14 protein-coding genes and 1 tRNA gene are annotated in these 11,748 nt (G+C 59.3%); 8 read left to right on the top strand and 7 right to left on the bottom strand.

From position 1 onward, the window contains the following. Positions 1 to 19: 19 nt before the first annotated feature. Entirely contained in the window at positions 20 to 451 is a 432-nt protein-coding gene (gene ndk, locus C4S63_RS16605) for a nucleoside-diphosphate kinase (protein ID WP_062817390.1), read from the bottom strand. 309 nt (positions 452 to 760) lie between these two features. Between ndk and sufB the strand changes: the two genes are divergently transcribed. From sufB to C4S63_RS16570, 7 genes are all read left to right on the top strand, one after another. Beyond that, a complete protein-coding gene (gene sufB, locus C4S63_RS16600) occupies positions 761 to 2,200 on the top strand; it encodes a Fe-S cluster assembly protein SufB (RefSeq protein ID WP_062817391.1) in 1,440 nt (479 codons plus the stop codon). 141 nt (positions 2,201 to 2,341) lie between these two features. After that, complete coding sequence (sufC, locus tag C4S63_RS16595) at positions 2,342 to 3,097, top strand: Fe-S cluster assembly ATPase SufC (RefSeq protein ID WP_062817392.1); 756 nt, start codon at positions 2,342 to 2,344, stop codon at positions 3,095 to 3,097. Further along, positions 3,094 to 4,320: a Fe-S cluster assembly protein SufD gene (gene sufD, locus C4S63_RS16590; protein WP_062817393.1), complete on the top strand. Its 1,227-nt coding sequence runs from the start codon at positions 3,094 to 3,096 to the stop codon at positions 4,318 to 4,320. Before sufC ends, sufD begins: the two co-directional genes overlap by 4 nt. Then, positions 4,320 to 5,534: an aminotransferase class V-fold PLP-dependent enzyme gene (locus C4S63_RS16585; RefSeq protein WP_103918225.1), complete on the top strand. Its 1,215-nt coding sequence runs from the start codon at positions 4,320 to 4,322 to the stop codon at positions 5,532 to 5,534. Before sufD ends, C4S63_RS16585 begins: the two co-directional genes overlap by 1 nt. Positions 5,535 to 5,683: 149 nt before the next feature. Beyond that, positions 5,684 to 6,043, top strand: a complete 360-nt coding sequence (locus C4S63_RS16580) for an iron-sulfur cluster assembly accessory protein (RefSeq protein WP_063508916.1) — start codon at positions 5,684 to 5,686, stop codon at positions 6,041 to 6,043. Between the two features lies 1 nt (position 6,044). Then, complete coding sequence (gene sufT / locus C4S63_RS16575) at positions 6,045 to 6,590, top strand: putative Fe-S cluster assembly protein SufT (RefSeq protein ID WP_062817396.1); 546 nt, start codon at positions 6,045 to 6,047, stop codon at positions 6,588 to 6,590. 99 nt (positions 6,591 to 6,689) lie between these two features. Next, positions 6,690 to 7,136: a SufE family protein gene (locus C4S63_RS16570; RefSeq protein WP_103918224.1), complete on the top strand. Its 447-nt coding sequence runs from the start codon at positions 6,690 to 6,692 to the stop codon at positions 7,134 to 7,136. A gap of 29 nt (positions 7,137 to 7,165) precedes the next feature. On the opposite strand, the gene C4S63_RS16565 is transcribed toward C4S63_RS16570, so the two are convergent. The 4 genes from C4S63_RS16565 to iscR all read right to left on the bottom strand — a co-directional run bounded on the left by C4S63_RS16565 (position 7,166) and on the right by iscR (position 10,465). Further along, positions 7,166 to 7,729 (bottom strand): heme NO-binding domain-containing protein, encoded by a 564-nt coding sequence (locus tag C4S63_RS16565; protein WP_103918223.1) that lies wholly within the window; start codon positions 7,727 to 7,729, stop codon positions 7,166 to 7,168. 322 nt (positions 7,730 to 8,051) lie between these two features. Continuing rightward, positions 8,052 to 8,618 carry a heme NO-binding domain-containing protein gene (locus C4S63_RS16560; RefSeq protein WP_062817399.1) on the bottom strand — a complete coding sequence of 189 codons (567 nt, stop codon included), beginning with the start codon at positions 8,616 to 8,618 and terminating at the stop codon, positions 8,052 to 8,054. A 95-nt stretch (positions 8,619 to 8,713) separates the two neighbouring features. Continuing rightward, positions 8,714 to 9,865, bottom strand: coding sequence for an IscS subfamily cysteine desulfurase (locus C4S63_RS16555; protein WP_103918222.1), 1,152 nt, complete (start codon positions 9,863 to 9,865; stop codon positions 8,714 to 8,716). 135 nt (positions 9,866 to 10,000) lie between these two features. After that, positions 10,001 to 10,465: a Fe-S cluster assembly transcriptional regulator IscR gene (gene iscR, locus C4S63_RS16550; RefSeq protein WP_062817401.1), complete on the bottom strand. Its 465-nt coding sequence runs from the start codon at positions 10,463 to 10,465 to the stop codon at positions 10,001 to 10,003. Between the two features lie 215 nt (positions 10,466 to 10,680). On the opposite strand from iscR, the gene C4S63_RS16545 reads away from it, so the two are divergent. After that, positions 10,681 to 10,757 (top strand) — tRNA-Met (locus C4S63_RS16545). A 90-nt stretch (positions 10,758 to 10,847) separates the two neighbouring features. On the opposite strand, the gene C4S63_RS16540 is transcribed toward C4S63_RS16545, so the two are convergent. Both C4S63_RS16540 and C4S63_RS16535 read right to left on the bottom strand, forming a co-directional pair. After that, on the bottom strand, positions 10,848 to 11,087 hold the full coding sequence (locus C4S63_RS16540; protein WP_103918221.1) for a hypothetical protein: 240 nt from the start codon (positions 11,085 to 11,087) through the stop codon (positions 10,848 to 10,850). A gap of 369 nt (positions 11,088 to 11,456) precedes the next feature. Next, on the bottom strand, positions 11,457 to 11,748 hold a 292-nt coding region (locus C4S63_RS16535; RefSeq protein ID WP_146063400.1), incomplete at its 5' end, for an integrase core domain-containing protein.

The raw sequence follows: 11,748 nt of genomic DNA, 5'->3' as shown, positions 1-11,748 counted from the left end.
GAGGTGCTCACTCGCTATCTTAGCGGGTGCGCGGGCAGAGTTCTTCGTCAGCGAAGAAGTAAGCCACTTCACGGGCAGCAGACTCGGTGGAGTCAGAGCCGTGTACCGCGTTCTCGTCAATGGTCTGAGCGAAATCGGCACGGATGGTTCCGGCTTCCGCATCCTTGGGGTTGGTAGCACCCATCAGGTCACGGTTCTTGGTCACGGCGTCTTCGCCTTCCAGAACCTGCACGATCACCGGACCGCTGGTCATGAAGGACACCAGATCCTTGAAGAAGGGGCGTTCCTTGTGCTCGGCGTAGAAACCACCGGCCTGTTCGTCGCTCAGGTGTACCATTTTCATGGCAACCACTTTCAGATCAGCCTTCTCGAAACGGGATACGATGTCGCCAATTACGTTCTTGGCCACGGCATCAGGCTTGATGATAGAGAGGGTGCGCTCAACAGCCATCAGTCAGTTCACTCCAGAATTTACGTTAAATGGTCCCCGGGAACCCAAAACAAGCTCCCCCAGGCAGAGAAGGGGCAATCCGGCACCTTGCGGACGCAAAGACCACTGCCACCCCTTTGGAACCGGCGGATTATACGCAAGCAGGGTGAATTATGATACCGTTGCCGCCCCCGCCACGGGCCTGCCGCCCTGCCACCACCGGGAGCCGGCCGAAAGCCCCTTTCTCCCCGGCCAGTGGTCGACAGCGCTCACGAATGGCGTATAATACCTGACTAAATTACTCTGGTATTCAACATCAGGCCCTGACCTATGAGCCAAGCTGAACTGGACAAACTGATCCGCTCCAACTACGAGGCCGGTTTCACCACCACGGTGGACACCGAAACCCTGCCCCCGGGGCTGAGCGAGGAAGTCATCCGTTTCCTGTCCGCCAAGAAGGAAGAGCCGGAATGGATGCTCGAATGGCGCCTGGACAGCTACCGCAAGTGGCAGGAAATGCCCTCCCCGGGCTGGGCCCATCTGCACCACGACCCTATCGACTTCAACAAGGTGTCCTACTACTCCAAGCCCAAGAGCCTGGATGACGCCCCGAAGAGTCTGGACGAGGTGGACCCGGAATTGCTGGCCACCTATGAAAAACTGGGCATTCCCCTGCACGAGCAGGAAATGCTCGCCGGCGTTGCCGTGGATGTGGTGTTCGACTCCTCCTCCGTATTCACCACCTTCAAAGAGAAGCTGTGGGAAGCGGGCGTGATTTTCTGCTCCATTTCCGAGGCCATCCAGAACCACCCGGAACTGATCCAGAAATACCTGGGTTCCGTGGTGCCCCAGGGCGATAACTTCTATGCCGCCCTGAACAGCGCCGTGTTTTCCGATGGCTCCTTCGTCTACATCCCCAAGGGCGTACGTTGCCCCATGGAGCTGTCCACCTACTTCCGAATCAACGAGGCCAACACCGGCCAGTTCGAACGCACCCTGATCATCGCCGATGAAGGCAGCTACGTGAGCTACCTGGAAGGCTGCACCGCGCCCCAGCGGGACGAAAACCAGCTGCACGCGGCCGTGGTGGAGCTGGTGGCCCTGCCCGGCGCGGAGATCAAGTACTCCACGGTGCAGAACTGGTACCCGGGCGACGAAAACGGCAAGGGTGGCATCTACAACTTCGTCACCAAGCGCGGCGTGGCCCACGAAAACAGCAAGATCAGCTGGACCCAGGTAGAGACCGGCTCCGCCATCACCTGGAAGTATCCGTCCGTGATCCTGCGTGGCGACAACAGCATCGGTGAATTCTACTCCGTGGCCCTGACCCGCCACATGCAGCAGGCGGACACCGGCACCAAGATGATCCATCTGGGCAAGAACACCAAGAGCACCATTATTTCCAAGGGCATCTCCGCCGGTCGCAGCAGCAACAGCTACCGCGGCCTGGTGCGGATCAGCCCCCGGGCGGAAAACGCCCGCAACTTCACCCAGTGCGACTCCCTGTTGCTGGGCGACACCTGCGGCGCGCACACCTTCCCGTACATCGAGTCGAAAAACCCCTCGGCCACCATTGAGCACGAGGCCACCACCTCCAAGGTGAGTGACGACCAGATGTTCCTGTGCCGCCAGCGCGGTATCGACCCGGAAAAAGCGGTCTCCATGATCGTGAACGGCTTCTGTAAAGAGGTGTTCAAGGAACTGCCCATGGAGTTCGCCGTGGAAGCGGGCAAGTTGCTGGAAGTGAGCCTGGAAGGGGCCGTGGGCTAAACCCCTTCCCTGACAATGACACTGTAGGAGCCATGCTCGCATGGCGAACCATCGCAACCCCTTCACCATGCACGCATGGCTCCTACAACACCCTGATTAACCGGGGCTGGAACCCAGCCCAACCGAAAGGCGCATCAAAACATGCTGGAAATTCGTGATCTGCACGCCACCGTAGCGGACAAGCCGATTCTCAAGGGCCTCAACCTGACCGTGAACCCGGGTGAAGTCCACGCCATCATGGGCCCCAATGGCTCCGGCAAATCCACCCTGGCCAATGTGCTGGCCGGCCGTGACAACTACGAAATCACCGGTGGTGAAGCCCTGTTTGAAGGCAAGAGCCTGGCGGACCTGGAACCGGAAGAGCGCGCCCAGGCGGGTCTGTTCCTGGCTTTCCAGTACCCGGTGGAAATCCCCGGTGTCTCCAACATGGAATTCCTCAAGGCGGCACTGGAATCCGTGCGCGGTGCCCAGGGCAAGGAAGAGTGGGACTCGGTCACCCTGCTCCGCCAGGCCCGTGCGGCTTGCAAACAGGTGAACCTGGACGCCAGCTTCCTCAAGCGTGGCGTCAACGAAGGCTTCTCCGGTGGTGAGAAAAAGCGCAACGAAATCATGCAGATGCTGCTGATGGAGCCGAAACTGGCGCTGCTCGACGAAACCGACTCCGGCCTGGACATCGACGCCCTGCAGACCGTGGCCAAGGGCGTTAACTCCCTGCGCAGCCCGGAGCGCGGCATCGTGCTGGTCACCCACTATCAGCGTCTGCTGGACTACATCGTGCCGGACTTTGTGCACGTGCTGTCCAACGGCCAGATCATCAAGTCTGGCGGCAAGGAACTGGCCCTGGAGCTGGAGAAGAAAGGCTACGGCTGGCTCACAGGAGAAGAGGAGTCCGCATGAGTCTCTCTGCAAGCGACCTCGCCATTGACCTGAAAACCCAGGCCCTGGCCAACGCCCGCCGCCACGGCAGTGACGGCGATGCGCTGACCGACCTGGAGGCTGCCAGCTTCCCGGAACGCAAGACCGAGCGCTGGAAGTACACCTCGTTGCAGGCCCTGGCCGACGGTCACCTGAACGCGGTTGCCAATGGCGAGATCCGCCAGCCCCTGCCGGCACTGAGCGAGTTTGTGGTCACCATCAACAATGGCCAGCTGCAGGGCAGCACCCTGCCCGCCGGCGTCAATCTCCATCATGACGCTCCCGCGGTAAACGGCCTGCAGACCCCCTTTGCCACCTATAACGGCGCCGTCTGCGGCCAGCCGGTGGTACTGGAAGTGGCCGCCAATACCCGTATCGAGCAGCCGATCCACGTGCAGATCCAGAGTGCCAGTGACGCGCCGGCACACTGCAATCCCCGCGTGATCGTCAAACTCAACAGCGGCGCCGAAGCTACCGTCATTGAGCATTATCACGCGGAAGGCCAGGCCCTGACCAATGCGGTCACTGCCCTGATCACCGCCGACAACGCCCAGCTCACTCACTACCGCTTGCAGGGTGAGCAGGCCAGCACCCTGCACATCGGCACCCTGATCATTGACCAGCAGGGCGTCAGCAAGGTGGACAGCTACCAGCTGATGACCGGCAACCGCCTGCGCCGCAACGACGTGCGCGCCCTGGTCAGCAAGAGCGGCGCCGAGCTGAATATGAAAGGCATCTTCGTGGTCCGCGACAAGAGCCACGTGGACAACCAGCTGTGCGTGGAGCACGCGGTGCCCAATTGCCAGTCCGATCAAAACTTCAAGGGCCTGGCCGGTGAAAGCGGCAAGGCGGTCTTCAATGGCCGCATCCATATTCACCCGGGCGCCAGCGGTACCAATGCGGAGCTGTCCAACAAGAACCTGTTGCTCAACCCCGGTGCCGAAATCAACACCAAGCCGGAGCTGGAAATCTACAATGACGACGTGAAGTGTGCCCACGGCACCACCGTCGGGCAGCTGGATGCCGGTCAGCAGTTCTACCTGCAATCCCGCGGCATCCCCGCTGCCGAAGCCAAACGCATGCTGAGCCTGGGCTTCGTTAACGAATTGCTGATGGCCCTGCCCCATGGGGCCGTGACCGAGTGGGCCCAGCCCTGGCTGGAAGCAGAACTGACCCATGCCAACCCGGCCGGAGACGCCGCGTAATGACGTTTGATGTGGCAGCCCTTCGCGCGCAGTTCCCGATCCTGGATCAACAGGTTAACGGCAAGCCGCTGGTGTATCTGGATAACGGTGCCACCACCCAGAAACCGGCCGCGGTGCTGAATGTGCTGGAGCAGTACTACCGCACGGTGAACTCCAATGTGCACCGGGGCGCCCACCATCTCAGTGATCTGGCCACCGGCCAGTTCGAGGGTGCCCGGGAAACCGTGGCCCGCTTCCTGAACGCCAGCCGCGAAGAGATCCTGTGGACCAAGGGCACCACCGAGTCCATCAACATCGTCGCCCATTGCATCGGCCGTGAGCGCCTGCAGCCTGGCGACGAAGTGCTGATCAGCACCAGCGAACACCACGCCAATATCGTGCCATGGCAACAGGCCTGCCTGGCCACCGGCGCCACCTTGAAAGTGATCCCGCTGCGCGAGGATTGCAGCCTGGACATGGAGGCTTTTGACCAGCTGCTCAGCGAGCGCACCCGAATCCTGGCCATCGGCCATGCCAGCAATGCCCTGGGCACCCTGAATCCGGTGCAGGAGATGGTCGCCAAGGCCCGTGAGGCCGGTGCGATTACCGTGATCGACGGCGCCCAGGCAGTCAGCCACTTTCCGGTGGATGTGCAGGCCCTGGATGTGGATTTCTACGCCTTCTCCGGCCACAAGTTGTTCGGCCCCACCGGCATCGGTGTACTCTACGGCCGCCGCGAGCTGCTGGAAGCCATGCCGCCCTATCAGACCGGCGGCGAAATGATCGAAACGGTGAGTTTCGAAAAGAGCACCTGGAACCAGCTGCCCTACAAATTCGAAGCCGGCACCCCCAATATTGCCGGGGCTATCGGCCTGGCCGCCGCCATCGACTGGTTCAATCAGCAGAACCGGGAGGCACTGCAAGCCCATGAAGACGCCCTTTTGGTTCACGCCACCAAACAGGCAGAGGCTTTCGACGGCTTGAAAATCATTGGTACCGCCGCCAATAAGGTCAGTGTGCTGTCCTTCCTGCTGGAAGGCGCTCACCCGGCGGACGTGGGCATGCTGCTGGACAAGCAAGGGGTGGCGGTACGTACCGGCCATCACTGCACCATGCCGCTGATGGACACGCTCGGCATTCCTGGCACAGTCAGGGCGTCATTCTCGATTTATAATACCCTTGACGAGGTGGATCGCCTGTTCGAGGCGCTGGAGAAGGTGAAGACCTTTCTCTGATAACGCCAGACGCAACAGGCGGCACGCAACACGGAAAACCTTTCCGTAGGAGCGTCGCTGGCGGCGCGATAAGCCAGCGCTGATCGCAAGTCATCGCGCCGCCAGCGACGCTCCTACGAACCATGCGCTAATGCAAGGTAGGTAATTTCATGACAGTTCAGACATTCCAACCCGGCCAGGTCACCCTTCACCTGACCGAGGCAGCCAACAAACAGGCCCTGCGGGAAATCCAGCGCGCCAGTGCCAGCGGCATCCGTCTGGATCTGGACGAATCCGGCTGCTCCGGGTTCATGTACACCCTGGACTTTGTGGAAGAACCCACAGACGGCGACAAGCTGTTCGAGATCGACGGCGTGAACCTTTACGTGCCGGAGAAATGGCTGCCCATGCTCAATGGCCTGGTCATTGATTACGTCACCGAGGGCGTCAACAGCCTGTTCAAGTTCCGCAACCCCAATGCCACCGGCGAATGCGGTTGTGGCGAAAGCTTCACCGTGGACGAGGTCTGAATTGGCGCAAGAACAGAGAACCGTCGTCGTTCAGCGTGACGTGCCGGCCCGCAAGGTGCCGGACGGCACCCGCATCACCATCCCCAAGAACAGCTTCGTCAATCTGCGCCAGGCCCTGGGTGGCACCTACACGGTGACCATCAATGGCAATATGGCGCGCATCGACGGCACCGATGCTGACGCCATCGGCCAGGAACCCCTGAAGCTGGACTTCGCCCCCGCCAACGAGGACGGCAGCGTGCGCCAGGACGATCTGGACAGCACCCTGCAGACCATCTTCGACCCGGAAATTCCGGTCAGCATCAAGGAGCTGGGCCTGGTCTATGGCTGTGATGTGATCCGGCGCGATGACCAGAACGTGGTGCAGGTGCGCATGACACTGACCGCCCCCAACTGCGGCATGGGTCCGGTACTGGTAGGCGATGTGGAAGACCGGCTGGGCAAGGTGCCCAACGTGGACAAGGTGGAAGTGGCCCTGGTGTTCGACCCGCCCTGGAGCCGCGATATGATGAGTGAAGAGGCTCAGCTCGAGCTGGGAATGTTTTAAAAGCTGCAAGCCACAAGCTTCAAGCTACAAGGGGGAACCCCGGGTTTAGCTTGAGACTTGGGGCTTGTAGCTTGCAGCTATCTCTGGAGTGCAAGCGACGTGTTCGATATCCACAGCATCACCCTGGGCAAAGACATTACCGCCGAGGACATCAGTGAAGACCTGGAATTCCTGGATGACTGGGAAGAGCGCTATCGCTACATCATCGACCTGGGCAAGCAGCTGCCCGAACTGCCTGATGAACTGAAAACCGAAGACCGATTCGTGCGCGGCTGCCAGAGCCAGGTGTGGCTGGAAACCGATTACGACAGCGACGCGGACACCCTTTATCTGGCGGTGGATTCCGACGCCCTGATCGTCAAGGGCCTGGCCGCCATCGTGCTGTCCGCCCTGAACCGCCAATCCCCCCGGGCGATTCACGATTACGACATGGACGCCTTCTTCGACCGCATTGATCTGCTCAACCACCTGAGCCCCACCCGCGGCAACGGCCTGCGTGCCATGGTCGGCAAGATCAAACAACAGGCCCAGTCCCTGACAGCCTGACCCGCTACGAGGCCCTTGCCAGCCAAACGCTATACCGCTTCCCGGGCCTGGGTCTTGTTTGGCTGAATGTGGAACACAAACCGCTGTTCGCCGCCCTCTCCCGCCTCCGAGCCGAGCAAGCTGGCCGTTTCATTGAAATAGGCGGCCACCCCTTTCACCGAGCCATGAATCATCGCCGCCATATTGCGCTGGGAGAGGTAGTGGATCTCCAGGGTATCGTCGCCGCGCTTGTGCACCTGGATCTTCGGCGCCGTCGCCGCCGGGTCCTTGAGTCGCAGAATCCGCTCGTGGATTTGCTGCATGTTGAGCAGGAAGGTCATGGCGTCCCAGCCCGCAGGAATCATGGCCTGGTACATGTCAATCAGCGGCCCGATCACCCACTCGCCGAAATCCGCCAGCAGATCATCCCGGCGCAGGCCGGTGGCAGATTCCGCCGCCCGCAGCAGCGCCTCCATTTCCTCATCCGGATACAGTGCCACCGGCAGGTAGGTCTTGCCCTGCAACCCGGCGGTGGAGACCACCTCCTTCCAGGCTTCGATGCCGATGAATTCATCCAGATACCGCTTGAAATTGGTCACGATCACGCCATGCATGTCATTGCTCCCGAGCCGGCTCTTCCGTTAACACAGCAAGAGCTGTGCCGCCGGCACGACCGTCCAACCGACCGGCGCCACCACTGGCGCCGGGATCAACAGGCGACTGGACGCCGGGTGACATAGGCGGTCACATTTTTCGGTTTTTGCGCGATTCATCCCCTGGCGGGAACGCATCAGGGCGAGGCAAGAAAGGACCGTTGGCGCGTTGCCCGCAACGCGAAGGGGATTGGTCTGGCGCGGTGCCAGCGGTCTGCCCTTCGCCTTGCGAGCAAGGTGCCAACGGATAATGGGTTAACGCTGTCTTTAGCTTCAGCGCCGTTCAGACCGCATCCCGCTGGGTCTGCTCCCCGGCGGAGATCCGCATGATGAAGGTCCTGTGGGTACCCACCACCCGCCTCTCCTCCATCAGCGTCGCCTTTTGCCCATAATAATCGGCCACGCCATACACACAGCCCAGTGCCAGATAGCTCATATCCCGATGGGACTGATACTCCACCTCCAGCAGACCCGGGGAAATTTCTGACACGTTGATATGGGGCGGCTTGGCACTGGCATCTTTCATGCGCACCACCCGCTCGTGAATCCGCTCTTCGATATTTTTCAGAAAGGTCACCGCATCCCAATCCTCGGGGATAAAGGAACGGTACATTTTCATCAATGGCGGGATCACCCAGGCACCGAAATCCTTGAGAATGTCATCACGGCCTTGCCCGGTGATTTCCACCGCCGCCGCCAACAGATCATCCAGATCGCTGTCCGGGTACATGCTGATAGGAATAAAGGCCTTGCCGGTCAGCCCGGCCTTGTCGCGCAGACTATCCCAGGCGTCCTCGCCCAGTTTTTCTTCCACGTATTTTTTCAGGTTGGAAATAATGACGCCGTGCATAGAACCCCCTCCCATTCAGGTGTGTATTCACCATAGCAGGGAGGTACTGCCGTGCAGAAAACCGCTCGGGGGATAAAACCCGCCGCCGGTTAGGATTAACCCGCCGCCTTTCTCAATCGCGGGATCACCTGGCTCACATTGTCGATCACCCGGTCGATATCCGCCTCCGAGGTAAAGCGCCCCACGGAGAAGCGAATGGAGCCGTGGGCCAGTGCATCCGGCACGCCCATGGCCTTGAGCACATAGGACGGCTCCAGGGACGCGGACGTGCAGGCGGAACCGGAAGACACCGCCGCCTGATTCATGGCGGTAAGCAGCATTTCGCCATCCACATCGGCAAAGGCCACATTGAGGTGCCCCGGCAAGCGCGGCGCCCCCTCACCATTGAGGCTCACACCGTCCAGCTGACTGATGCCCTGCCACAAACGATCACGCAGCCCGGCAATACGGGGACCTTCCTCGTCCCGCAAACGGGCTGCCAGGGCAACCGCTTCGCCCATACCGACGATTTGATGGGTGGCCAGGGTGCCGGAGCGCATGCCCCGCTCATGGCCACCGCCATGAATCTGGGCGGCCACCTTCACATCCGGCGCACGGCGCACATAGAGGGCACCAATCCCTTTGGGCCCATAAATCTTGTGGGCACACACGGACAACAGATCCACCTGCAGGGCCTGCACATCCAGATCCAGCTTACCCACACTCTGGGCCGCATCGGTATGGAACAACACGCCGTTTTCGCGGCACAGGGCGCCGATAGCGGCGATATCGTTGATCACCCCGGTCTCGTTATTGGCGTGCATGATGCTCACCAGCACAGTGTCCTCACGCAACGCCTCGGCCACACTCTGCGGATCAATGCGACCATCCGCAGCCGGTTTCAGGTAGGTCACCGGGTGGCCCTGCTTTTCCAGCCAGCCACAGGCATCCAGCACCGCCTTGTGTTCCGTGGCACTGGTAATCACATGGCCACCCCCTCGGGCTTCGATCACGCCCTTGATGGCCAGATTGTTGGCCTCGGTGGCACCGCTGGTCCAGACGATCTCCCGCGGGTCCGCCTGCAGCAGGTCAGCCACCTGACGGCGGGAAGATTCCACCGCTTCCTCCGCCAGCCAGCCATACAGGTGGCTGCGGGAGGCCGGGTTGGCGAAGGTCCCTTCGGGACCGAGATGACGGACCATCACATCAACCACCGCCGGGTCTACCGGGGTCGTTGCCGCATAGTCGAGATAGACAGCTTGGCTCATGGCGACTTGGCTTGTAACGATTGGGAGTTGGCGAAGCAACGGAGACGAAATTATACCTGAATCCACACCGTCAGCGTTGCGTCCGGGCAAAGACCCCCCGCCGCAACGGGATAACGGTGAGGGTGTAGAAATCGCTTACAGGCTACTGACGGGCAGGCGCTGGTGCTGACGGTCCTGGCGCTGAGCCACCTGCTTCACTTCCTGGCGAGCCACCAGCTCCCCCAGGGAAATGCCACTGAGGAACGCCTGAATCTGGTCGGAAAGATCGCACCACAGGTGATGGGTCAGGCAGGTGTCGCCCTCCTGACAATCCCCGTGACCGCCACAGCGAGTGGCATCCACGGATTCATCCACCGCCGCAATCACTGCAGCCACATCAATATCCTCGCTGGGCCGGCTGAGCTGATAGCCCCCACCCGGCCCACGCACGCTGTTCACCAGGCCACTACGGCGCAACTTGGCGAACAACTGCTCCAGATAGGAAATGGATATGCCCTGGCGATCGGAAATATCCGCCAGCGATACCGGGCCCGTGGCCGCATGCAATGCCAGATCCAGCATCGCCGTCACCGCGTAGCGACCTTTTGTAGTCAAGCGCATATCCACACCCTTATTGCGTGTATTTGACGTGAAGCGTAGTAATCCTGAGCGTTTTGGTCAAGTATTAATGGCTTACAATTAAGAATCATTTTCATTTGACCTGCAACTATGGCAGAAATTCCCTTCCCCTGCCAACAACTGATCAAACATTGCCCACACACGCACCCAGCGCTTGACACCCACCCCTCCCTCGCGGAAAATTCGCGGCCTCAAATGGCAAGGTAGCTCAGCTGGTTAGAGCACAGCACTCATAATGCTGGGGTCGGCGGTTCAAGTCCGCCCCTTGCTACCAGATAAAGAAAAAAGGGTTAGAGAGCCATCTCTAACCCTTTTTTTGTGGTTGCCTACTGATCGCCATATAGTGACCACATTTATCTGAGAATCAGAAAGCTAGAACTCCCGCTAAAACACCTACCGACTCATCTATGCTTGAGAACACTGCCAGAAGAGCAACAATCACAGGGGCAATGAGTTCAAGCACGGTAAATCGAATTAAATGAACAAAGCCGAGAAATTTTCCTTGGATAGTGATGAAGGCACGCTGGGGCTTTTCAGAGAGTATTGCGTTTTTCCAGCGCTCTACTTCCACCAATTCATGGTCATGGACACCATAAGAATCCATATCACGAGAAAAGGTGCTTATCAGGGAATCACACTTACTAGAGAGCCGAGTCAATTCAGATCTTGAGATTTCATATCTAGCAACCGACTTAGAGAGCCTCCATCGAAGATAATCATTGAAATACGAAACACAGTAAGAAAATAGCGTATATACGTTACAAAGCCCCAGGACCCCAATAAATATAAAATCTTGCTCAGGTTCCATGGGCATATTGAGAAGAGGGAGTGAATCCGGGTAAATCTTGAAGCTATTCGAAATTACAATAACCCCAGATATAAAGAAAAGAATGAATCTGAGTCGCGATGTTCGAGAAGACGTTACGTCTTTGAGGGTAATCACCCCATTTTTAGCATCGCCCAAAAGTAGAGCTTACGCAGCCATCAGTGGCGGCTTGCCGCCATTGGCTTTGTGGGGTCGACGGTGATTGTAAAACCATAACCACTTGGTCGCATAATCCTGAACTTCCTCCAGGCTGTCGAACAGGTGTTTGCTAAGCCAGCTGTAACGGATTGTCCGGTTTGCACGCTCGATATAGGCATTCTGCTGCGGCTTTCCGGGCTGAATATACTCTATGCGAATCTCCCGCTTCTGAGCCCAACCGACGAAATCGTGGCTGATGAACTCGGGCCCGTTATCGCAGCGAATGGCTGTCGGTTTGCCT

The organism is Alcanivorax sp. DSM 26293 (assembly GCF_900107995.1).
GTDB lineage: Bacteria > Pseudomonadota > Gammaproteobacteria > Pseudomonadales > Alcanivoracaceae > Alcanivorax.
Note: the sequence above shows the minus strand (reverse complement) of the source record. Positions and strands in the feature narration are given on the sequence as shown.